This is a genomic window from Psychrobacter sp. Pi2-51 (assembly GCF_904846665.1).
Taxonomy (GTDB): Bacteria; Pseudomonadota; Gammaproteobacteria; order Pseudomonadales; family Moraxellaceae; genus Psychrobacter; species Psychrobacter glaciei.
Genome location: NZ_CAJHBP010000001.1, coordinates 38,223 through 62,478 on the forward strand (window position 1 = coordinate 38,223; position 24,256 = coordinate 62,478).

Below are 24,256 nucleotides of genomic sequence, written 5' to 3' on the forward strand. Positions count from 1 at the left end.
TATCCGTTCTTAAAATACGATTGACGCCTATTTATTATCACGCGACGAGTTATGGTCAATAATCCATAACTTGTCGCCAGAAATATCGTCATTCAAGCGAGGCATGCATGCAATATCCAAAACATTACGACGTGGTAGTTATCGGTGGCGGTCATGCCGGTACGGAAGCTGCCTTGGCAGCCGCACGTATGGGCGCGCAGACCTTGCTGTTGACGCATAATATTGAGACGTTGGGGCAGATGAGCTGTAATCCAGCGATTGGCGGAATTGGTAAATCACACTTGGTACGTGAGATTGATGCGTTGGGCGGTGCCATGGCGCTAGCAACTGATAAAGCGGGTATTCAGTTTCGCGTATTGAACAGCCGTAAAGGTGCTGCCGTACGCGCGACACGTGCGCAAGCGGATCGTATTCTTTATAAGGCTTCTATTCGCCATACATTAGAGAACCAGCCCAACCTAGATTTATTTCAGCAAGGTGCTGATGATATTTTGGTAGAAAATGGTCGCGCAACGGCGGTTGTCAGCTCGACAGGCATTATCTTTAAGACTGAAACAGTGGTTTTGACTTCAGGCACCTTCCTAGGCGGTGTTATTCACATCGGACTTGAAAACTCAAAGGGTGGACGCGCAGGAGATCAACCATCTATCAAGCTGGCTGACCGTTTGCGTGAATTGAAATTACCCGTTGGTCGTCTAAAAACAGGAACACCAGCGCGTATCGATGCACGTAGCGTTGACTTTAGTGTGATGACCGTACAGCCGGGTGATACACCGCTACCAGTCATGAGCTATATGGGTGATGTGTCTATGCATCCAGAGCAGGTCAACTGCTATATCACGCATACCAACGCGCGTACTCATGATATCATCCGTGAGAATTTAGATCGTTCGCCGATGTTTTCTGGCAAAATCGAAGGTGTGGGTCCACGTTATTGTCCATCGATCGAAGACAAAATCCATCGTTTTGCGGATAAAGACAGCCATCAAATCTTTATTGAGCCAGAAGGTCTGACCACGCATGAGCTATATCCAAACGGTATCTCAACCAGTTTGCCGTTTGATGTGCAGTTAGACTTTATTCATAGTATGAAAGGGTTAGAAAATGCGCATATTACTCGCCCAGGTTATGCGATTGAATATGATTATTTTGATCCGCAAAACTTGAAGCCAACGCTTGAGACCAAGTCTATTGATCGTTTATACTTTGCTGGTCAAATCAACGGAACGACTGGCTACGAAGAAGCGGGCGTGCAGGGTCTACTAGCAGGTACTAATGCGGCACTCGTCACCACTAATAATAGTGAGTTTGAGACGTGGACACCGCGCCGCGATGAAGCGTATCTTGGTGTGCTTGTTGATGATTTGATTACCCATGGTACGACTGAGCCATATCGTATGTTTACGAGCCGCGCAGAATATCGTCTACTGCTACGTGAAGACAATGCAGATCAACGCTTAACTGAGACGGGTCGTAAGCTTGGCTTGGTAGATGATGTGCGCTGGCAGGCTTATCAAGAAAAAATGGAAGCGATTACGAAAGAGACTTCACGTCTAAAAGACATGTGGGCAACACCTGCCAATGCGTTAGGCAAACAAGTCACTGAGCAAACTGGTGAAGTGCTCTCTAAAGAATCGACAGCCTTTGATTTGCTTAAGCGTCCGCAGATTCACTTTGCTGATATAGCTGCTATTACAGACTCAAAAGTCGACACACAGGTGGGTGAGCAGATAGAGATTTCTGTCAAATACGCAGGTTATATCGATCGTCAGCAAGAAGACATCGATCAAATGAAGCGTCTAGAGAATACTGCACTGCCACTAGACTTTGATTACAGTGTGGTATCAGGATTATCAAATGAGATTGTGCAAAAGCTCACGCAAGTTCGTCCTGCTACGCTGGCTCAAGCTGGACGTGTGAGCGGCGTTACGCCTGCTGCCATACAGCTGTTGGCAATGACGGTTAAAAAGCACAAAAAAGCGAAAGCGGCTTTGGGCTCTTAAACTTAGCAAAATCACGCATATAGAGTACAAAAAAACCCGTGATAATACGTTATCACGGGTTTTTATTTGTCAAAAATACAGTTGCCATTAAAAGAAAACGACACAACCTTGTTTTACAGGCTACTTTGTCTCTATACTGGGTCAGAAAGTTTCATTATTACTTGTTAATTTATCTCGTTGATGTCCATATTATGATGGGCTTGTCATCGAATTGAGCCTATTTATGATTGATGCTATTGTCTTTGCCATTACTATTGTCCTGCCCAACCTTGCCTTGATGTGGTTGGGTTTTTTTATGCAAAGACGTGGTGAGGCGAGCCAGACGTTTATTGACCAAGCATCGAGCTTTGTCTTTAATTACTGTTTGCCGTGTTTGCTTTTTTTTAGCGTTGTCGATAGTGATGTCGATTACAGCAAACAAATCACGCTGATAGTGGCTGGTATTTTGGTGACATTCATTTTGTTTATTGGTGCAGAGATTTACGCCAAATATTTTGTGAGCAAACCGGCTGATCAAGGGGTGTTTGTACAAGGTATATTTCGGAGCAATATGGCCATTATTGGACTGGCAACGGTGGCTAATGCCTATGGGGAGCGGGGCTTAAGCATAGGCGCAGTCTATATGGGTGTGGTGACGATATTGTTTAATATCTTAGCGGTTATAACCCTCAGCCGCGTGTCTAAAAGTATGGATGATACGTGGGTTAGTCGCAGTACTATGATTGTCAAAAAGCTGTTGACCAACCCATTGATCATCGCATTGGTAGCGGCATTTGCTTATAAGGCATTACCGCTACCACCTATTACAGGTGTGATTCATACGACTGGTGATTTACTCGCCGCGGTGGCATTGCCGTTAGCGTTGATTTGTGCCGGTGCCAGTATTGATTTGAAGTCAATGTTGCACCCTTCTGGATTGTCCATGCAGGCCAGTATCGGTCGTATTGTCATTGCGCCATTGATCGCCATCGCTATTGGATTGGGTTTTGGTCTATCAGGTGTGCATATGGGTGTATTGTTTTTGATGGCAGCCTCACCCACAGCTGCCGCCAGCTACGTGATGGCAAAAGCCATGGGTGGCAATGATGTGTTAGCGGCGAATATCTTAGCTTTTACCACCGTCGTAGGCATGTTTGGAATGGCGATTGGCGCGGCAACGTTGCGTGCATTGGGGCTGATGTAGCACCCTTTTTAACATGATAAGATAAGAGACGAGTTCAATAATAAAAATCCAAAGAGGAGCCATGTCAATGCAATTATTAAATCAAGCGGTAGTGACCGAACATCTCAATATGCAGGCTGCGATTGAGGCGATTGAAAGCTTATTAACTCAGCAAGCAGCACATCCTAGTTGGGTTAAAGCACCTGAGCGCTTGGTTATTGAGACCTTTAGTGAAGATAAGAATCACAGCTCAGGCTCGCATTTATCAATGCCAGCGACTATTTATGATGGTGACCAAGAGTACGCCACGGTGAAGCTAGTCACCATTTGCCCTGATAATCCCAGTCGTAATATGCCAACGACCACCGCTATCATCACTGTCTCCAACAATGATACGGGTGAGATATTAGCGATTATGGATGGCATCTATATTACGCAAGTGCGCACGGCGGCATTGTCAGGTATCGCAACCAAATACATGGCAAAGTCTGATTGCCAAAGTGTGGCAGTTGTCGGTTGTGGCGGTATGGCTTATGAGCAGCTGCATGCTGTAATGACAGTGCGCCCTGATATTAAAAAAGTGTATTTATGGAACAGAAACAATGAAGGTGCTGAGCAATTTAAGACTAAATTTGCTCGTGATTATGCGCAGTGGGACGTCGAGATTCAGGTTTGCAAAGAGATCGGTGAAGCTATCCGTGATGCCGATATTATCAACGTAGCGACTCGCGCAACCGAAGGCTTATTTAGCATCGAACAAATTAAATCTGATGCACATATCAATGCCGTTGGTGCTTATCAGCCCTCGATGAAAGAGATTAGCAATGATGTGGTAGCAGGTAGTAATATGGTCGTCGTGGATGATTTGGCTGGTAGTCGTCACGAGGCTGGCGATTTGATTCAAGCGCATAATGCTTCTGACTGCGCATGGACATGGGATGACCTTAGTGGTGATTTACAAGCGCTGGTAACAGGTGAGCTAAAAGAAGATACGACTAAGTCTAAAAAAGGCATCACCCTATTTAAATCAGTAGGTGCCGCCAGTTTCGATGCGGCAGTCGCTCTGTATATTGCCAAGCAGGCTGTACAAAAAAATATCGGTTCATCAGTGGATTGGTAATACTGTTTATCACAGAACAATTGGCAAAAGTGCTACACCTTAATCAGCAATAAAAAAGCCCCCTTTTCAAATAAGAAAAGGGGGCTTTTGACATTAGCTTTAGTTATCTCTATCGCGTTTATCTTCACGGCGCTGCTTGCGTTTTGGACTGGTACGATACGTTAAATACCCACCAATAACCATAACAGCGATGAACGCTATAATGTACAAAAATATTGACGTACCAATAAAGGCAGACGGTTCCATAACCATAATCTCATTAAAAGTTATTAATAATTATGCAAGTGTGGCTGCCGATTGTAAAGTAAACAAGTTTAACTCAGGTGTAAGTTCAAGTGAACGCAAACGTGCTGCTTGATCATAAACGTTCGCAGTGACAATCAATTCATCTGGCTGATATTGGGCAAGGAACTTAGCCAATTTGGGCTTGACCGTTTCAACAGAGCCAATGAATGAGATCGATAGCGCATTGTCCACCATCATTTTCTCTGCTTGACTCCAGATGCTATCCATATCGTAAGTTGGTTTTGGCATTTGACCCGTTTCACCACGGCGCAAGCGTACAAAGCTCTGCTGCGCTGAGGTAAAGTGATAATGGGCAGTCGCATCGTCATCAGCCAATAGCAAGTTCGCTGCTACCATCACATATGGCTTGTCTAAATAGGTTGAAGGCTTGAACTGTTCACGGTAGGTAGAGATTGCCTGACTAAGCATTTGCGGTGCAAAGTGGGAGGCGAACACGTAAGGCAGTCCCAAATGTGCCGCCAATGTCGCCCCAAAAAGCGATGAGCCTAATATCCAGATAGGAATATTTGATTTAGCGCCAGGGAATGCTTGGACAGGACTGTTGTCAGTCGTATTGCCTAAAAAGTACATTAATTCCTGTACATCTTGTGGAAAACGATCAGCATCTTGCATTTGACGGCGTAGTGCCTGAAAAGTCGCGCCATCTGTACCAGGAGCACGTCCTAAACCTAAGTCGATACGGTCGCCATAGAGCGCTTGTAACGTCCCGAATTGCTCAGCAATCACCAGTGGGGCATGGTTAGGAAGCATTACGCCGCCAGCTCCGATACGTATGCGCTTGGTTTGACTGCCGATATGCGCTAGTAGTACTGAGGTCGCCGCACTCGCAATGCCAGGCATGTTGTGATGTTCTGCCATCCAATAACGGTTTAAGCCGACTTTTTCTGCAAGCTGTGCGGTCTCAACCGTCTGGGCGATACCTTCAGCAATGGTATGACCTTCAGGAACGGGGGCTAAGTCTAAAAAGGATAAGGGAATGGTATTACTCATAGATCACCTGTTTTATAAAGTTAAAAGCATTCATGGTCGTTCTGACAGTCTTATATAGGCTGTTTATAGCAACCATTGAACGCTAGTCACTTCATATAATGGGGTAGTTATTATGGATATAAAGGCAGATGTAAATAAGGATAACAAAAAAAGGCATCACTATTTGATGATAGCGATGCCTTTTTCTTCTTTAAGTAAATGTCATTTTAGCTGAGCTTATGGAACTGAATTTACTGTGCTGAGCCTACTGGCTAAACTGCTTTTGGCATAATTCCATAAAAGCACGACCGTATTGGCGAATTTCAGCATCGTCCCTTACCGCCATCCAACTGGTAAAGCGGCCAAAATGATCTACTGGAATAGCTGTTAAGTTCTGATAGTGACTTGGCTCAAAAGCCATCTCGGCAATAATACCAATCCCTAAACCAAGACCGACATAAGTACTAATCACATCGGCATCGAGTGCTGCTAAAACAATATCTGGCTCAAGACCTGCATCTGTAAAGGTTTTATCAATCGCACCGCGTCCGGTAAAACCACCATGATAGGTAACAATTGGATAGCTGGCAAGGGTCGGCAAATCAATAGATTCGTGACTGGCAAGCTCATGATCGCTTGGCACGATAACGCGATGCGTCCAGTCATAATAGCGATAACAGCGCAGATAGTTATTATGGAGCAACGACTCGGTTGCAATACCGATGTCAGCTTGCCCGCGTATCACCATTTGTGCGATGGTCTCAGGATCCGCCTGTTGCAAGATTAGATTCACTTTAGGAAAGCGTTCTTTAAACTCTTTGACCACTTGCGGCAACACGTAACGCGCCTGCGTATGGGTGGTAGCAATGGTTAAGGTACCGACATTGGGGTTGTTAAAATCGAGGCTTAGATTCTCAATCGTACGGATTTCAGCAAAGATGGACTCGATATGCGGCATGAGCGCTGTACCCATGGTCGTCAGACCGGTCAAGCGCTTGCCTTGACGCACGAATACCTCAGTTTTTAGTTGGTTTTCAAGCGCTGCAATATGCTTGGATAAGCTTGATTGACTGGTGTGCAGTACCGTTGCCGCTTGACTTAAGTTATAGCCATTGATCACCGTATGCCACACCGTCTCCAACTGCTTGAGTTGAATTTGCAAGTGCCGCTGATTGACCACTACGTCGATTGCCATAACTGAATCCTATTGTATAAATATACAAATCCTGTCTGTATATAGAAATAAAAACGAACAAATATGCCGTAAGCGACCAGTGTAAATCAAATCTATTATTCTTGTATATAATAAATAGCTATGAATTAATAATAATTAGGAATATAGAGGTTATAACCTAATTGCTACAGTCAGTGAAAAGTAATATCAATACATCACGCACTGCTGATATCAATTTTTCTTGCTTGCTGTGCCTGTGCCGACAGAGGCTACAAAAAATTAATATCAGCAGTATCGTAGCGTTTTTGGGGTATTGTGACTATAACTAGTTTTGAAATTGCAATAAAAGCGCATTGTTCAACAAAAAAACAGCCACCTTTTACAAGATAGCTGTTTGTAGAGTTTAGATTTAATTCGTACCGTCAACCTTAATAAATAGCGTCAGACTAAGTACAGAAGGTTAGTCAGCGATATCAAAACGATCGGCATTCATGACCTTGTTCCAAGTACGAACGAAATCACGAACGAACTTCTCTAAATTATCGTCTTGTGCATACAGTTCAGCATAAGCGCGTAAAATAGAGTTTGAACCAAACACTAAGTCCACACGGCTCGCTTGCCATTTGATCTTGCCAGTACTGCGTTCGCGTATTTCATAGTTACCGGCAGTATCATCACCCGTTTTCACAGGGTGCCACGTGTGGTTCATGTCTGTTAAGTTGACAAAGAAGTCGTTGGTAAGCACACCAGCACGGTCAGTAAAGACGCCATGTTGGCTTTGACCATGATTGGTATCCAGCACTCGCATACCACCAACCAATACCACCATTTCAGGCGCAGTCAAGCCCATCAATTGAGTGCGATCAAGCAGCATCTCTTCAGGCGATACCGCATAGTCTCGCTTGACCCAATTACGATAACCATCGTGCAAAGGCTCCAAATCTGCAAAAGATTCAGCGTCGGTCATGTCACCATCAGCATCACCGCGGCCTGCTTTGAACGGTACAGTAACGTCTACGCCTGCATCGTCTGCTGCCTGCTCAATAGCAGCATTACCAGCCAGCACAATCAAATCAGCCAAGCTCACATCTTTGTCAAAATCAGACTGAATGCTGGTCAACGTCTCAAGCACGCGTTGTAGCTGCTCAGGCTCATTGCCTGTCCAGTCTTTTTGCGGGGCTAAGCGGATACGTGCACCATTTGCACCGCCGCGATAGTCCGAAGCACGGAATGTGCGCGCACTATCCCAAGCGGTAATGATTAACTCACGGCGGCTCAGATCGCTGTCTAATATTTGTGATTTTAGGGTCGCAATATCATCAGCAGTTAGGTTAGCATTGCCAGCTGGGATAGGGTCTTGCCATACAAAGTCTTCGCTTGGCACGTCTGTACCTAAGTAGCGAGCTTTAGGACCTAAATCACGGTGAGTCAGCTTGAACCATGCTTTGGCAAATACTTCATCAAAATATTCAGGATTTTGATGGAACTTCTCTGAAATCTCAAAATAGACAGGATCTTTAATCAAGGCCATATCCGCATCGGTCATGATTGGATTACGACGAACGCTTGGATCATGAGCATCTAACGGACGATCTTCTTCTTTGATATCCGTTGGTTCCCACTGCCACGCGCCTGCTGGACTTTTGGTTAATGCCCAGTTGTGGTTTAAGAGTAACTCAAAGTAGCCATGATCCCATTGGGTAGGATTGGTCGTCCATGCACCTTCGATACCACTTGAGACGGTATCACCTGCATTGCCATTGCCTTTAGGATTGCGCCAGCCTAGACCTTGTTCAGCGACATCGGCGGCTTCTGGCTCATCTTCTAATATCGTCGCATCGCCATTACCATGACATTTACCAACAGTATGTCCGCCAGCCGTCAGTGCGACAGTTTCTTCATCATTCATCGACATACGAGCAAAGGTGGTACGCATATCTTGCGCTGTTTTGAGCGGGTCAGGGTTGCCATCGACCCCTTCAGGGTTGACATAGATCAAGCCCATTTGTACTGCTGCTAGTGGGTTTTCGAGTGATGCACGATCTTCATCGCTGTCATAACGGTTCTTAGTGGCTGCTAACCATTCGCGCTCAGAGCCCCAGTAGATGTCTTTTTCTGGATGCCAGATATCAGCGCGGCCACCAGCGAAACCTAAGGTTTTAAAGCCCATAGATTCATAAGCCATGTTACCTGCCAAAATCATCAAATCAGCCCAAGATAGTTTATTGCCATATTTTTTCTTAATTGGCCACAATAGACGACGGGCTTTATCAAGGTTGACGTTATCAGGCCAGCTGTTCAATGGTGCAAAGCGTTGATTGCCAGTATTCGAGCCGCCGCGTCCGTCAGCACCGCGATAGGTACCAGCTGAATGCCATGCCATACGAATCATGAGACCACCATAATGACCCCAATCTGCTGGCCACCATTCTTGTGACTCGGTCATTAGATTTTTTAAATCAGTTTTGACCGCTTCTAGATCTAATTGTTTAAAAGCTTCAGCGTAATCAAAGTCTTCACCCATTGGGTCTGTTTTTTTGTCTTGCTGATGCAATATGTCTAAGTTCAGACTATTAGGCCACCAATCGGTTGCGGCGGATGCAGTCGTCGTGTGAGCTTGGTGCATGACTGGGCAGCCACCCATACTAGGTCGCTGCGGCGCATGCGTATGATCGACGTTTTCACTATGAATCGTCGGTCCCTTATCATCACCTTGGTCATAAGTTGTATTGGTTGGTGCATCGTTGTTGTCATTGCTGTCATGATCAACGAGGCAACGTCCAGCATCTGGTGTTGCGTTCTTGTCAGCTGTGGTGGGGGTCGAGTTGGACATTGTATAGCTCCTAGGCTTTGTTGATAGATGTGTTGATAAAGAGGACAAACAGTTAATCGTGTTGACCGTTGCTTATACACAAAGCATAACCAAGTACTATGTATTTATAAAACTAATATATAAGAATCATAAGTTTTAAATAACCAATCATCAAAGTCTTGAAGTTGTCTATAGTTCGATGCACGGTTAACGCCATGACTGGGTATCAAGAATCCAACCCATGCTGATTTTATCTTGGTCTGTATAGCAAAAAAAGAATGGTTAGGTACTCTTAAAAACAAAGAGAATGTATGGAAAGATCAGGAAATTTTTACCCTTAATTACAGATTATCATATCCCCTGTTACGACTGTGAAATAGATGTCCCAGTGGAGTGCTGTCCGTGATAAGTTAATGCAGAAATATCTAGTCAAGGTAGGCGTTCTCAAGTACCATAATTGAATTTTGTGGTAATGCTCGTTTTGTGCAACGCTGAGCAATTTTTATCAATCCTTTTTGGCGACAGCTAATAGCGGATTTTTGTTATAAATGATTGATAAAAATTGTGCGCAGTTGTGTTTTTTGTCTCAAGTTTCGGTGAGTTATTATGTCTGCTGTTAAATCTGTGCCACCCAATCAGCCACTTGTCAAAAAATCCTGGGGAGAGGCTGCTAAAGCTTATCTAGATCCCCGTGTCATTATTATGTTGTTTTTGGGTTTTTCAGCGGGTATTCCGATATTGCTTATTTTTTCAAGCTTATCATTATGGCTTCGAGAAGCAGGCATCGACCGAAATGTTGTGACTATGTTTAGTTGGGCAGCATTGGGTTATTCGTTCAAGTTTATTTGGGCGCCATTGATTGATGCGCTCCCTGTGCCGTTTTTGACCAAATGGCTTGGGCGTCGCCGCAGTTGGATGGTCGTGTCGCAGCTACTCATTGTGTTGGCAATCATTTTGATGGCAAAAGTTAACCCTGTCAGTGAGGATGTACTGGTCTATATGGCAGGCGCTGCCGTGCTGCTTGGTTTCTCTTCTGCGACACAAGATATCGTGATTGATGCTTATCGTATCGAGCTGGCACCGCCATCTATGCAGTCTATTTTGTCTTCTATCTATGTGTCAGGCTATCGTATCGGTATGATCGTGGCTGGGGCGGGCGCATTGTATTTGGCGGATTACTTTGGCTCGAATGAGACTTTTTATAGTTATGAGGCATGGCGTAATACTTACTACATCATGGCAGGAGTCATGACATTAGGGGTGCTAACGACGTTTGCCAGCTATGAGCCAACTGCTGAGACGGTACAAACCCAAAAGCAAAAAAGCAATTTAAAAATATTCCTTGTGTACTCTGGTTTACTGCTCGTACCGGGTTTGCTGTTTGGTGTTATCTACCTGATCAATATTTTGATCAATACAGTGTTTGATAGCACGGTGGCGTTGATACCACTAATACTGATGCCAGCTATTAAGTTTTACTTTTTGGCATTGGTCGCGTGCGCACCGTTGTTGCTACTTTACTTCATTATTAACCAGCCCAAAATCATTAATAAAGCGCCATTGGTCGCTGAAACTCGTGAAGACTACGTCAGATTAGTAGCATTGTTTGTGTTTTCAGTGATTGCGTTTATCGCTGCTTATATAGTAATGGGACAAGTCCTGCCAGAGTTTGAAGGGGCGTTTGTCAGCTTCTTTGTAGAAACCTTGCATCTGCTAGTAAGCTTAGGTGTGGCAATGGCGGCAGGCTATGTATTGGTCCAAGTGGGTCTGGTCAAAAAAGAAGTGGCCATGGCAACTTGGATTGAGCCAATTTTAGATTTCTTTCGACGCTATGGCAAAAAAGCGCTATTACTATTATTGTTGATTGGTCTATACCGTATCTCAGATATCGTGGCAGGGGTTATCTCAAACGTTTTTTATCAGGATATGGGCTTTAGTAAGACTGATATCGCCAATGCCGTAAAACTGGTCGGTGTGATCATGGCGATTGCAGGTGGTTTCTTAGGCGGGCTATTGGCTCAGCGTTTCCGAATTATGCAAGCTATGATGATTGGCGCTATTTTAGCCTGTGCAACCAACTTACTTTTTGTGCTATTGACGTATAATCCAGGCAGTTTGCCAGTCATGTATTTGGCAGTGATTTTTGATAACTTGGCCGCAGGCCTTGCGAGCGCCGTATTTATTGCCTTCTTATCCGCATTGACTTCCATTCGCTTTACCGCCGTTCAGTATGCGATTTTTTCTTCATTGATGACGCTGATACCCAAAGTGATGGGTGGTTATTCTGGTGCCATCGTTGATAATATGGGTTACCCGTTTTTCTTTATCTTTACCTTTGCGATTGGCATTCCAATTTTGGCACTGATTTACTTTGTCGATAAACACATTGTCATTGGTGATAACGATGATATTTATGGCGATGATGATAATGATGGAAGCGGCGGTAATGGTATAGGTGACAAGCTAAGCAAGACCAATCCTAACCTGACCGACACTAAAGAGCCACCGCGCGCATCAGAGTAGGCCAAGCAGTATTTTCACCTTTATTCATTCACCGTTTTTTAAGAGCTATCTATGACCGTATCGACCATTCGTCAAATCAAGCAGCACATACAGCAACTGACGAATGGTGATACAGATAATCAGCTACCGTCATTTTGGTTCACTGACTGGTTGCTGTATGTCATAGATAAGCCTGCGATAGCGTTGATGACTGATGAAGATTACCAGTTGTCTGATACTGAGCTTGAGCAATTTGATACTGGTGTGGCTAAAATGAAACAGGGCACACCTTTGGCTTATTTGACTGGTCATCAGGAATTTTGGTCGCTTAATTTTACTGTTAATGAGCACACGCTGATACCTAGGCCTGATACCGAAGTGCTAGTAGAGCAAGTGCTAGAGTGGATAAAAAATCAGCCGACCAGTGTTAATACTAAGCGTCTACTTGATTTGGGGACAGGTTCAGGCTGTATCGCGATCAGTCTTGCCCATGAATTAAAGCAAGCTAACTGGCAAGTCGTCGCGGTCGATTTATCGCAAGAAGCATTGAAAGTTGCTAAGCACAATGCCGTTATAAATGGTGTTGCTCATATTGAATTTATCCAAAGCAGTTGGTATCAAGCGCTATCTATTTACGATGAGCCGAAGTTTAATATTATTGTGTCCAATCCACCTTATATTGACGAGGCAGACGAGCATTTAGCCCATCTAACAGCTGAACCGATCAGTGCGCTAAGTGCGCCCAATCAGGGTTTGGCTGATATCGAGCATATCGTCCAGCAAGCAACAAAGTATTTACGTACAGGTGGGCTACTGGCTATCGAGCATGGATATGATCAAGGTGATGCTGTTCAACAGTTATTTTTGAATAGTAATTTTGAGTCAGTACATACCGTAAAAGATTACGGTGATAATGATCGCGTCACACTAGGGCAAGTTCAGTAGACAGGTTTTTTATTAGTAAACTTATTTGATTATAGGCTTTGAATGACTATGATAGAAGCACTGGTACAGCTATCAGATGACGAGCTGCTCCGTTATGCTCGGCAGGTTTTATTGGACGGTTGGGATATGGATGCTCAGCTACGACTGAAATCAGCACGTGTGGTCATAATAGGCGCAGGCGGCCTAGGTTGTCCTGCTTCTGAGACTTTGGTACGTGCAGGGGTGGGTCATATTCATCTGATCGATGATGATGAGATTGAGGCAAGCAACTTACAACGGCAGACGCTGTTTTTACCTGACGACATTGGCAAACCTAAGGCGCTAACAGCGGCGCAGATGTTAACACGCATTAATCCTTTAATTAGTGCGCATGGTACGGTTGCGCGATTGAGCGAAGACAACGCTTATCAGTTGCTCGATATGGCGACAGGTAAGCCTGATTTGCTCTTAGACTGTACGGATAATTTTGCCACACGCGATGTTATTAATCGCATTAGTGTGCGCTACCAGATTCCATTATTATCCGCTTCAGCGATTGCTATGCAAGGTCAGCTCGCACTGTTTGAGCCTCATTTGAACACTGGTTGTTATCACTGCGTATTTGGCTCAGTGGTGCTTGACGAAGCGGCTGACGAACGTACGTGTGCCAATTCAGGAGTGCTAGCCAGTACCACTGCTGTTATGGGCAATTTGCAAGCCAATGCTGCCTTGCAGTATCTAGGATTAACCAAAAATCCACTGACAAATAAGCTGTTAATATGGGATGGTAGTCAGATGCAGCAACGGCTCATGGGCTATCGTCAAGATCCACAATGTCCCGTGTGCACCAGTCATTAGCAATGACTCGATATTTAGCTTTTGTAATCATCTATCCCCAAATATTCCTTTTATTACCATAGTTGTTTCTTATGAAAATTCATCGTCCGCATTTATTAAAGCATACTTTTAATGTTGTTAATCGTGTTCGCCAAACGGCTAGCGTGGCAGGTTTATCTGCGCTGAGAGTGGCAAAAGGTGAAAAACCTGATGCCATGCTGCTAAAAGAAACCTTTGAGCAGTTAGGTACGACTTATATCAAAATTGGCCAGTTTATTGCCAGTACGCCGTCATTGTTTCCACGCGACTATGTCAAGGCGTTCCAAAGTTGTTTGGATCAGACGACGCCATTGTCTTTTGCGTATATTGAACAGGTGCTCACAGAAGAGCTGGCGATTGATGGCATGACGCTTGATGATAAGTTTGCCCATATCGACTCAAAGCCACTAGCGTCAGCCTCTATTGCCCAAGTCCATGCAGCGCGTTTGCATAATGGTGATGAGGTGGTGCTAAAGGTGCAAAAGCCGGGCGTTGAGACCATCATGCAGACGGATTTGGGCGTATTGCATGGCGTCACTAAGTTAGTTGAGCTACTCATGCCATCGATGAAGTTTGCGAGCATTGCACCTATTATCGATGAGATTCGTTTGCGAATGCTTGCTGAGACGGACTTTATCGCCGAGGCACAAAACATCCGTGATTTTCAGCAGTTTTTAGCAGTATCAGGTAACACTCGCGTGGTCGCACCCAAAGTATATGAAGCGCTGACCACCAAGCGCGTGTTAACTATGAGCCGTTTATATGGCGTCTCTATGGTCGATGAGTCGCTCATGCGCCAATACTGCGCTGATCCTGCGCAAGTTATGGCAGATACGTTAAACACATGGTTTGCCAGCCTCATGCTGTGCAATAGCTTCCACGCTGACTTGCATGCGGGCAATTTGATGCTGCTGACTGATGGCCGTATTGGCTTTTTGGACTTTGGTATTGTCGGTAAGCTTAAAGCCGAAAGCTGGCGGGCTTGTATGGGCATGATGCAAGCCATGCAGGACAGTGACTATCAATCAATGGCACGCCATATGATTGATATGGAGATGACGCACGGTGGTAATAAAGTTGATGTGGTGGCATTGGGTAATGATTTGCAGCGTATGATGAAAACCATCATGGCGGAGGACAAAGCCTTTACCAGCGGTGTGCCTTTCAACAGCAAAGAGCAAGCCGATGAGATGAATAAAATGATGCTAGAAATCGTAGAAGTCGGTAAGCGTCATGGTATCCATTTTCCACGTGATTTTGCCTTATTGACCAAGCAGATGCTCTATTTTGACCGTTTTATGCGTACGCTTGCGCCTGATATGGATATGTTTAGTGATCAACGTGTGCAAATGCTGGGACATACAGAGATAGATGCAACCATGCCACCGGCATTAAATGTATCGTAAGTTTTTATTGTATGTTTCATTACTAACTTATCGCTGCTTTTGAATGCTTTAACACAAAGGATTGTGTGCTAATGGTCGCAAAAATGGCTCTGTCATGATGACGGCTTTTAAAAACCGTATTTTTCCTACGATTACCAACGAAGCTGCCATTGCCTGTATCGGTCTCTACTGCATGGCAGTGGTTATGGGCTATGGACGTTTTCTCTTTACCGCCACCTTACCTAATATTATGGTGCAGCTATCGTTATCGACGACGATTGCAGGCTGGTTGGCTTCAATCAATTATATTGGATACTTTATCGGCGCGCTCATTGCCATGTTCGTACCTCAGCGCGCGACATGGCAGGTCATGACGCTTTGGGTCATGGTAAGTATCGTCACAACGATGCTGCTGGTTGTGCCATCTATGTCGTTAAATTTATGGTATATCATTCGCTTACTGGCAGGCATTGCAAGTGGCGTAGCGATGATATTAAGCTCATCGTTTGTGATTCAAAACCTTAGTCCTGAGCGTCGCTCTGTACTTTCGGCAGTACATTATGCAGGTATTGGTGTTGGCATTAGCGCCTCCGCCATACTGACGTGGTGGCTGTTAATATTGGGTTATCATTTTGATGTGATTTGGCTAGTGGCAGGCCTTACTAGTCTGCCGCTTTTGTGGCTGCTCTATGCTATAAAACCAAGACAGTCACAGCATACTGAATCTCAGCACATTCGCGCTAAACAGCACATATCGGTGCATCAAACCTATTTAAATTTTAAGCATTCCTTATACGAAGCCGTGGCTGGTCACCATAAAGCCCTTGCGCTACTTTCTGTGAGCTATGTACTTGCTGGGTTTGGTTATATCAGTTCTGCGACTTTTTTGCCAGTGATGGCAGCGCAGCGGTTAACAGCGCAAACTTATGCTGGACTATTGATTTGGCTGGTTGTTGGTATTTTTGCCATGTTATCAAACCCTTTGTGGGGGGCACTTGCCAAGCGAATTGGGGAAACAAAAACCTTGATGGGTTTGACGGTATTGCAAGCATTTGGTATGTGCTTGCCCATATGGTTCGATGGTGCACTTGGCTTGTATGGTAATGCCGCTATCTTAGGGCTAACTTTCGTTGGTATGGTATCGATGACACTCACTTTGTTTAAAAATATCAATCCTGCCTATTCTAATTTGCTGATCGCATTGGCGACACTGGCTTATGCATTGGGGCAGTTTTTAGGGCCATTGGTGACTGTGGCCTTGGCAGGGCAGGACGACAATTTCAATGCAGGGTTACTTGTTGCTGCTATTGGATTGATGATTGGATTGGTACTATTAATATTGTTCCATCGGCAGTCACCCACAAGTGCTTAAACCCTTTACACCACGCTGCGGCTAAATACTTCTCGTAGCTCAAAACTGGTATGCACTTGCGCCACGCCTTCGATACGATTGAGCCGATGTAATAAAAACTCCTCGTAATGCGCCATATCGCGCACTCTCACTTTAATAAGATAGTCTTCCGTGCGTCCTGTGACGATGCTACAGCTAATAACTTCCTCAAAACTCTGGACCTTGCGCTCAAACTGCTCGAAACGCTCAGCCGTATGACGATCCATACTGACTGCGATAAATACGGCGAGCGGGTAACCAAGTTTTTGCGCATCTGTTTTGGTATGATAGCCAGTGATGACGCCAGTATCTTCTAAGCGTTTGATGCGGCGGGCACAAGGGGTCGCAGATAAATTGACACGTTCGGCAAGCTCGGTGATACTCATTCGGGCTTCAGTCTGTAATAAACACAATAAACGTCTATCAGTCTCGTCAATATCAGTCAATATGGGACTATCAGAATGACTACTAGGCATGGAATAGTTACTCGCTAGTGAAATAATCTAATTATATCTAAAAAAACGCTTTATTTCACTAAATAAACTCTAATTATAGTGTAATAAAGCGAGTTTCTCTCTCATAAACTTTGCTATTATTAGAGTATAAGTTTTAGTTATCTCGTATGCTCAATACTGATCTAATCAGCAGCCTTATTCGCTAAAATATAAATTTCATATTACCTAAGGATTGATTATGTCTGACCAAGCCACACGCACTGTAGCCACGCCGACTGCCAAAAAGACACCAAAAAGTGCCGCTTTTGACTATCAAAAATATCGTCCATTTGCGTTTGCGCCCTCACTGCCGGATCGCACATGGCCAAGCAAAACGATTGAGAAATCACCAATATGGGCAAGTGTCGATCTGCGTGATGGTAATCAGGCTTTGATCGATCCGATGACTATTGAACAAAAAATGCGCTTTTTTGAAACTTTAGTCGATGTAGGGTTTAAAGAAATCGAGATTGGTTTCCCATCAGCGGCGCAAGTTGAGTTTGATTTTGCCCGCAAACTCATCGAAGAAAACCATGTGCCTAATGATGTGACGTTGCAGGTCTTGGTACAGGCACGTGAGCATCTAATTGCCCGTACGTTTGAATCATTAAAAGGCGCAAAACGTGCTGTCGTCCATGTCTATAATTCAACCAGCCGTGTCCAACGTGAAAAAGTCTATGGCAAAGACAAAGCTGAGATTAAAGAAATTGCTATCGTAGGTGCCAAGCTATTGAAAGAATATGCGGCAAAATACCCTGAGACAGAATGGGTGTTTCAATACTCGCCTGAAAGCTTTAGCCAGACAGAGACTGAGTATGCGGTAGAAGTCTGCGATGCGGTTTGTGAAGTTTGGCAGCCGCAGAATGGTCAAGAAGTAATTTTTAATTTACCGGCGACCGTTGAAGCATCTATGCCCAATGTCTTTGCCGATCAAGTTGAGTATTTCTGTCGCCATCTTGCTATGCGCGAGCATGTGATCGTTAGTTTGCATACGCACAATGACCGTGGCTGTGCTGTTGCCGCTGCTGAGCTAGGGGTGCTTGCGGGTGCAGATCGTATTGAAGGCACGTTGCTTGGTAATGGCGAGCGTACCGGTAATATGGATATTATGGTCATGGCGATGAACTTATTTAGCCAAGGTATTGATCCTGAGCTTGATTTTAGCAATATGAGTGAAATCGTCCAAGTGGTCAGCGAATGCAATAACTTGCCGCTGCATCCACGTCATCCTTATGTTGGTGAATTGGTCTTTACTGCCTTTAGTGGCTCACATCAAGATGCCATCAAAAAATCTCTCGATTATAATGAGCAACATACAGACCAAACCGATAACGTTTGGGATGTGGCATATCTACCTATTGATCCGGCACACATTGGTCGCAGTTACCAAGATGTGGTACGTATCAACAGCCAGTCTGGCAAAGGTGGGGTCGCTTATATCTTGCAACGCAATTATGGCTTTAACTTGCCACGTTGGATGCAAATTGACTTTAGCCGCGTGGTTCAGCAGCAAGCTGAAACAGTGGCGCGCGAATTACAAAATGATGAAATCCTACAGACCTTTGAGGACACCTATTTACGTCAAGGTAGCTTTGAGCTACTAGACTACAGTGTGAACAACAAAGGTGGACAGGTTTATTTTAACGGTCAAGTACAGATGAATGGCGATACCATTACTATCGATGGCACGGGTAATGGTCCATTGTCCTCATTTATCAATGGTCTTGCGCAGCATACTGGCAAGTCGCTACATATCATTAATTATGCTGAGCACGCGATCAATCCGCAGCACAATAGCGGTAATGGCATCGATGATGATAACAATCGTGATAACAAAACCAATGCCAATGCTGCCGCTTACATTCAATTGAATGTTGATGGCGAGGTTTACTCTGGTATTGGCACCTGTAGCAGCACGGTATCAGCGATGTTAAAAGGAGCATTATCCGCCTTTGCTCAAGCATTAAATACTACGGCTGCTTAATAGCTTAACAGTAGTACATAGCGCGCTAGTAGCGTTGATACTGCCCACGCATAACGTCATGGTTCTTTACGATTCGTCAGTGAGAGCCATGGCGTTATTGTTTGAGTGGTTAAAACAGACACGGGTGATAAAATAATTAATAGCTTATTGGATTCTGTGTGTCATAAATTCATAAACCCAATAGCATAATGTTACTTGTGTTTTTGGTGTCTAAGACTTACGCTAATGTACGTATTGCTCAATTATTATAAATAAAAAGGTTAATTATGGAACCGATATCATTTGCTTCATTTACATTGGCCTCTATTCTGGCTTCCTTGCCAGTGAATGGCGAAGTAGTTAGTAAGCCGACGATTACGACGCATATTAGTCCTGCCATTGCTGGACAATGGGAAATAGACTTAGACAGTAGTATGACCATGACTAAAGAGGCTGAGGCTAGGCAAGCGGCATTGGTAGACACGCCAGCAAGCAAAGGTGATGAGTCAAAAATAAATGCTGGTACAGACGGTGGGATTCTTACACAAAGCGAAGAGCGTGTTCTCAATATTCAGCCGAACTCCCGCAATAATTTAATGGCGTCAGCGTTGGCTTCCAATCAATGCCGTGAGTTATATAACTTTGGTGCCGACAATGAAATGTGGGCTGTCAGTGGTGAAGAATGGACGTACGGTCGCTATCTGGTCACTCATCGCGAAGAAGGCTTACCCGTTATTGCCATTCGAACGGTATATGACAATAATGAAGTAGACTGCTCTGGTAATAAGATTGATCAAACTGATGAAGCGCTGATAGCGTTTTTGAACCATGATGGCAACCAAATGCAGTGGTGCGCTGACCCTGATGGCAAAGAATGCTTTATGAACTTCAACAGAGTATTGCCATAATGTTTGATACATTCTATTGATATTATTGTCTATAAAGAAAATTAAATTTTATGTGAGCCCATTAAAAAACCCGCTATCTTAATAGATAGCGGGTTTTTTTAGTCTATTTATCAGGTCTGTTTATCAACGCTAAATGATGATTTTACTCATTATCGTTATATAAAAATAAAGTGGCAAACTAAGACGCTGATTTGGCTTTGTGTGCTGTTAATAATTCTCTTTCTAGATAGTGAATGTTTTGTGCTTCTTGTACAAAACTATCATCCGCTAATATCACGTCACGATGTAAAGGAATATTGGTTTTGATGCCCTCAATCACCAATTCATCAAGCGCATGTAGTGTCTTCGAGATGGCTTGCTGGCGAGTTTGACCATGACAGATAAGCTTACCTATCAACGAATCATAATACGTCGGTATCTCATACCCAGGATACAAATGCGAATCGAATCGAACGCCAGCACCGCTTGGGGCAAACAACTGGTTGACGGTACCAGGACATGGCATAAAGGTCGCTGGATCTTCAGCATTGATACGGCACTCAATCGCATGACCTTGAATTTCAATCTCACTTTGACGATAAGACAAGCCGTAACCTGCGGCAATTTTTAGCTGCTCAACGACGACGTCGATACCCGTAATCATCTCAGTAACGGGATGCTCTACCTGTACCCGAGTGTTCATCTCAATAAAGAAAAACTCGTTGTTTTCGAATAAAAACTCAAACGTACCGGCACCGCGATACTTGACCAGCTCGCAAGCTTTGACACATGCCCTTAAGATAGGCTCGCGCACATCATCAGGGATATCAGGCGCAGGGGCTTCTTCTAGGACTTTTTGATGACGACGTTGTAATGAGCAATCACGGTCATATAGATGAATCGCATTACCATTGCCATCGCCCAGTACTTGTACTTCGACATGACGTGGGTTTTGTAGATAGCGTTCCATATAGACGGTATCATCACCAAACCATAGCTCAGCTTCTTGTTTTGCTGCTTGTACTTGTCCGATGACCTCTTCAAAGCGCTCAACCACGCGCATCCCACGACCACCACCACCAGAAGCTGCCTTGATCAATAGGGGGAAACCAATGTTGCGTGCTTGTTCTTCCGCATTATGTAAGGTCACTGCTCCAACAGAGCCGGGTACGGTAGGTACGCCTGCTTTTTTCATGGCATTAATAGCGGAGACTTTATTGCCCATGAGTCGGATATGATCGGCATTAGGGCCAACGAAGGTTAGTCCTGCTTCTTCAACACGCTCAGCGAACTCGGCGTTTTCAGACAAAAAACCATAACCGGGATGGATAGCATCAGCACCAGAGATTTCTGCTGCGGTTAAAATAGTATTGATATCAAGATAGCTTTGATTGGCATTTGGCTTGCCGATACAAATGGCCTCATCAACAAAACGCAGGTGCATCAAATTGGCGTCAGCCGTTGAGTAGACGCCTACGGTTTCGATTCCTAGCGCTTTACACGCACGAACGATGCGTAGTGCGATTTCACCTCTATTGGCGATGAGCAGTTTTTTTATCATGGGGTCATCCTTGTCGAAGCGGTAGTTAACGATTCACTCGCTATGCCAGTCATCGATTGCCATCATCAAATGCAATGGTGAGAAGCGATGAGCAATAACGAGATATCAATCATAACGAAGTAAAGGTTGGCGAATCTTATTACGCTTTGTAGCGAATCATAGGCTGGCCAAACTGTACGACTTCAGAGTTATCTACCAAAATTTCGTCAACGACACCACTTTGAGTCGCTTCAAGAGGATTCATGATTTTCATGGCTTCGATAATGCCAAGCGTATCACCCGCCTGCACCTTTTGTCCGACTTTCACAAATGGTGGATCATTCGGGCTAGGCGCTGAATAATACACGCCAACCATTGGTGAGGTTTCAACGCTACCAGCTTTTATGGCTGGTTTTGTGTCAGCAGCAGCAGGCGCTACTCCAGCAGCAGGCGCAGCCATCATCGTTGGTACTGGCGTGTCATAATGCCTTGTCAGACTAATATGCTCATCATCCGAACTGATTTCTAAATTGACCAGTTCACTTTCTTCCATGAGGGCGATTAGGGTACGTATTTTTTCAATATCCATAGTTTTTATAATGCCTTGTACTAAATTCAAGAAATAGTGTAACGAAATATTGTCTAAGTAATTGCTAATGATACCTAGATTCATGGCAATGAGCAATCAATGTACAGTTGTTAACTGAGAAATTTTACATATTTTGACGTAAGCTTTTCTTATGAGTAAGAAATCATCAGTGATTTATCATAGTCTATGTGGCCAAGTAGTGCCAGCATTGGTTACTAGACACTACGATTAGAGAAGAATGATATAGTCAATCCTATATAAGTTGGATACAGTGTCAGCCTTGCTTAGTCTACTAGTTGTAGTGCTTTTAATTGTAGTACTTTCGCTAGCCTTCCTTGTATCCAAATTATATTGAACCGACTATAGCAACTTTAAGCCCAAAGTATCCTGAGGCGCTTTTGTTGATAGCGTAGACGCAGGGTGAGCAGGATAGAGGATAAAAACAAACCCGTGATCAATGCCATCCAAAAACCTTGCGCGCCCACATCCGTGAAACGCACCAAATAGATGCCAAGTGGCAAGGCAACCAACCAATAGCAAAATAGCGTCACCCACATCGGTATCGTGGTGTCTTGCATACCGCGCAGTATCCCGGCAATGTTGACCTGCCAGCCATCAAATAGTTGGTAAGCAAGGGCAAAGATGAGAAGGTGCATGGCTTGTGCTCTGACTTCTACATTGTCCGTGAACGCGGCTGCCAGTTGTGGGCGGAATAGCCAAATTCCAAGCATACAAACGATGGCAATCAGGACAGTCCAGATAAGTCCGGTCGCTTGTACATGGCGCAGTGCCAGCAGGTTCTTTTCACCAAATCGATTGGATATCATAATGGTCAGTGCCATGGCAACCGAGATAGGTATCATAAACAGCTGCGATGTCACCGCCAGCGCCACTTGATGCGAGGCAGTTGCCAGCTCACCCAATGGACTGATGACCAGTGCGCCCAAGCTAAATAGACTGGCCTCAAAGAAGATTGAGATGCCAATCGGGATGCCAAGCTTGAGCAGTTTTTTTATCTGTGTACGATTGGGTCTGGCAAAACCATAAAAGAAGCGCGTGCTGGCAAATTGCTGGCGCTTAGTAAAGCTGGTATAAGCGACGAGCAATAAGACGTTTATCCATAATACTAATGCCGTTGCAACCCCGCAGCCTGCGCCGCCCATTTCTGGCATGCCAAACAGACCATGGATAAAGATATAGTTGAGTGGGATATCTGCGATCAGGCCAATGATACTAATCACTGTCACCGGCTCAGGTCGCCCAAGCGCCTCGCAATAACTGCGTAGGACGGCATAGACTGCCAGTGCAGGAAAACCAAACGACACCCCGTGTAAATACTGTGACGCTATCGGTTGGATATTTTCGGGGACGCCCATGACACCAAGGACATTGGGTGCAAGATTGACAATAATAAACCCAAGAATCCCAATCACACCTGCTGTCCATAAGGATTGCTGAGTGATATGTGGTACTTGGTTGTGTTTATTCTGTCCTATAGCTTCCCCAATGAGAGGGGTGGTGGCGATTAAAATACCCGTGGCTAATAAGAACAGAGGCAGCCAAATACCAGAGCCAACAGCGACCGCTGCCAAGTCGAGGGCAGAAACTTGACCTGCCATGATAGCATCGACGACACCCAGTGCTGCTTGGCAAAACTGAGTAATCAAGATGGGTAAGGCGAGCACGCCCAAACGTAAACTGTAGCTTTTGAAATCGGTAAAGGATATTGGCAAAGCCATAATTAGCAACTTTTCATAATTCGCGGTGGTTAGTGTTGATAGACAAATACTGTCATCGACCACTCAATAGCGAGACAGCAACAGTGGCGTTGTACTGACAATAAATAAGACAAGCAATTCGATAAGTAAAGACACTTAAATAAAAATAACCCGTCAATCCAAGTGATAGATTGACAGGTCATAAGTAGATAAGATGGTAAAGAAGCCAGACTGGGATGTCAACGTTTTAGAAAGGTTTTATGGCGCTTAGTAACATCCATCACGTTGGTTAAACCTAAGGCGTGTCTTCAATTCACTCGATAGTCATCTGAATGGGCTAAAAATGGCTAAATCTTGCCAAACATCGTCAAATAGCTGGTTAATATCCCGATATTATCTGCACTATTTTTCTTGTTTGACGGCAATTTATCTCATTTTTATC

18 protein-coding genes are annotated in these 24,256 nt (G+C 44.4%); 10 read left to right on the forward strand and 8 right to left on the reverse strand.

Features of this window, described 5'->3' with window-relative positions:
• Positions 1 to 107: 107 nt before the first annotated feature.
• The 3 genes from mnmG to JMY08_RS00160 all read left to right on the forward strand — a co-directional run bounded on the left by mnmG (position 108) and on the right by JMY08_RS00160 (position 4,285).
• Positions 108 to 2,003, forward strand: a complete 1,896-nt coding sequence (gene mnmG, locus JMY08_RS00150; RefSeq protein ID WP_201588390.1) for a tRNA uridine-5-carboxymethylaminomethyl(34) synthesis enzyme MnmG — start codon at positions 108 to 110, stop codon at positions 2,001 to 2,003.
• A 223-nt stretch (positions 2,004 to 2,226) separates the two neighbouring features.
• Positions 2,227 to 3,186 (forward strand): AEC family transporter, encoded by a 960-nt coding sequence (locus JMY08_RS00155; RefSeq protein WP_201588391.1) that lies wholly within the window; start codon positions 2,227 to 2,229, stop codon positions 3,184 to 3,186.
• 67 nt (positions 3,187 to 3,253) lie between these two features.
• Complete coding sequence (locus tag JMY08_RS00160; RefSeq protein WP_201588392.1) at positions 3,254 to 4,285, forward strand: ornithine cyclodeaminase family protein; 1,032 nt, start codon at positions 3,254 to 3,256, stop codon at positions 4,283 to 4,285.
• 99 nt (positions 4,286 to 4,384) lie between these two features.
• Here the strand turns inward: JMY08_RS00160 and JMY08_RS00165 are convergent, their stop codons facing one another.
• The 4 genes from JMY08_RS00165 to katG form a co-directional block, all read right to left on the reverse strand.
• Positions 4,385 to 4,531: a hypothetical protein gene (locus tag JMY08_RS00165; RefSeq protein WP_201588393.1), complete on the reverse strand. Its 147-nt coding sequence runs from the start codon at positions 4,529 to 4,531 to the stop codon at positions 4,385 to 4,387.
• Positions 4,532 to 4,561: 30 nt separating this feature from the next.
• Positions 4,562 to 5,581: an LLM class flavin-dependent oxidoreductase gene (locus tag JMY08_RS00170; RefSeq protein WP_201588394.1), complete on the reverse strand. Its 1,020-nt coding sequence runs from the start codon at positions 5,579 to 5,581 to the stop codon at positions 4,562 to 4,564.
• A 244-nt stretch (positions 5,582 to 5,825) separates the two neighbouring features.
• Positions 5,826 to 6,755: a LysR substrate-binding domain-containing protein gene (locus JMY08_RS00175; RefSeq protein WP_201588395.1), complete on the reverse strand. Its 930-nt coding sequence runs from the start codon at positions 6,753 to 6,755 to the stop codon at positions 5,826 to 5,828.
• Between the two features lie 439 nt (positions 6,756 to 7,194).
• Complete coding sequence (gene katG, locus JMY08_RS00180; RefSeq protein ID WP_201588868.1) at positions 7,195 to 9,378, reverse strand: catalase/peroxidase HPI; 2,184 nt, start codon at positions 9,376 to 9,378, stop codon at positions 7,195 to 7,197.
• A 774-nt stretch (positions 9,379 to 10,152) separates the two neighbouring features.
• Here katG and JMY08_RS00185 point away from each other — a divergent pair.
• The 5 genes from JMY08_RS00185 to JMY08_RS00205 all read left to right on the forward strand — a co-directional run bounded on the left by JMY08_RS00185 (position 10,153) and on the right by JMY08_RS00205 (position 16,605).
• On the forward strand, positions 10,153 to 12,069 hold the full coding sequence (locus JMY08_RS00185) for an AmpG family muropeptide MFS transporter (RefSeq protein ID WP_201588396.1): 1,917 nt from the start codon (positions 10,153 to 10,155) through the stop codon (positions 12,067 to 12,069).
• A 51-nt stretch (positions 12,070 to 12,120) separates the two neighbouring features.
• The gene (gene prmC, locus JMY08_RS00190) at positions 12,121 to 12,993 is read left to right on the forward strand and encodes a peptide chain release factor N(5)-glutamine methyltransferase (protein WP_201588397.1); all 873 of its coding nucleotides are present in this window, start codon (positions 12,121 to 12,123) and stop codon (positions 12,991 to 12,993) included.
• A 42-nt stretch (positions 12,994 to 13,035) separates the two neighbouring features.
• Complete coding sequence (locus JMY08_RS00195; RefSeq protein WP_201588398.1) at positions 13,036 to 13,830, forward strand: HesA/MoeB/ThiF family protein; 795 nt, start codon at positions 13,036 to 13,038, stop codon at positions 13,828 to 13,830.
• A 71-nt stretch (positions 13,831 to 13,901) separates the two neighbouring features.
• On the forward strand, positions 13,902 to 15,254 hold the full coding sequence (locus tag JMY08_RS00200) for an ABC1 kinase family protein (protein ID WP_189584921.1): 1,353 nt from the start codon (positions 13,902 to 13,904) through the stop codon (positions 15,252 to 15,254).
• 94 nt (positions 15,255 to 15,348) lie between these two features.
• On the forward strand, positions 15,349 to 16,605 hold the full coding sequence (locus JMY08_RS00205; protein ID WP_201588399.1) for a YbfB/YjiJ family MFS transporter: 1,257 nt from the start codon (positions 15,349 to 15,351) through the stop codon (positions 16,603 to 16,605).
• Positions 16,606 to 16,610: 5 nt separating this feature from the next.
• Here JMY08_RS00205 and JMY08_RS00210 read toward each other — a convergent pair whose 3' ends face one another.
• Complete coding sequence (locus tag JMY08_RS00210; RefSeq protein WP_189584927.1) at positions 16,611 to 17,099, reverse strand: Lrp/AsnC family transcriptional regulator; 489 nt, start codon at positions 17,097 to 17,099, stop codon at positions 16,611 to 16,613.
• Between the two features lie 217 nt (positions 17,100 to 17,316).
• Here JMY08_RS00210 and leuA point away from each other — a divergent pair, with 217 nt between their 5' ends.
• Entirely contained in the window at positions 17,317 to 19,101 is a 1,785-nt protein-coding gene (leuA, locus tag JMY08_RS00215) for a 2-isopropylmalate synthase (protein ID WP_194619850.1), read from the forward strand.
• A 266-nt stretch (positions 19,102 to 19,367) separates the two neighbouring features.
• On the forward strand, positions 19,368 to 19,988 hold the full coding sequence (locus tag JMY08_RS00220) for a hypothetical protein (protein ID WP_201588400.1): 621 nt from the start codon (positions 19,368 to 19,370) through the stop codon (positions 19,986 to 19,988).
• Positions 19,989 to 20,166: 178 nt separating this feature from the next.
• On the opposite strand, the gene accC is transcribed toward JMY08_RS00220, so the two are convergent.
• The 3 genes from accC to JMY08_RS00235 all read right to left on the reverse strand — a co-directional run bounded on the left by accC (position 20,167) and on the right by JMY08_RS00235 (position 23,835).
• Positions 20,167 to 21,528 (reverse strand): acetyl-CoA carboxylase biotin carboxylase subunit, encoded by a 1,362-nt coding sequence (gene accC / locus JMY08_RS00225; protein ID WP_010201258.1) that lies wholly within the window; start codon positions 21,526 to 21,528, stop codon positions 20,167 to 20,169.
• Between the two features lie 139 nt (positions 21,529 to 21,667).
• Positions 21,668 to 22,096 carry an acetyl-CoA carboxylase biotin carboxyl carrier protein gene (accB, locus tag JMY08_RS00230; protein ID WP_010201260.1) on the reverse strand — a complete coding sequence of 143 codons (429 nt, stop codon included), beginning with the start codon at positions 22,094 to 22,096 and terminating at the stop codon, positions 21,668 to 21,670.
• Between the two features lie 371 nt (positions 22,097 to 22,467).
• A complete protein-coding gene (locus tag JMY08_RS00235) occupies positions 22,468 to 23,835 on the reverse strand; it encodes an MATE family efflux transporter (protein WP_189584938.1) in 1,368 nt (455 codons plus the stop codon).
• Positions 23,836 to 24,256 lie beyond the last annotated feature (421 nt).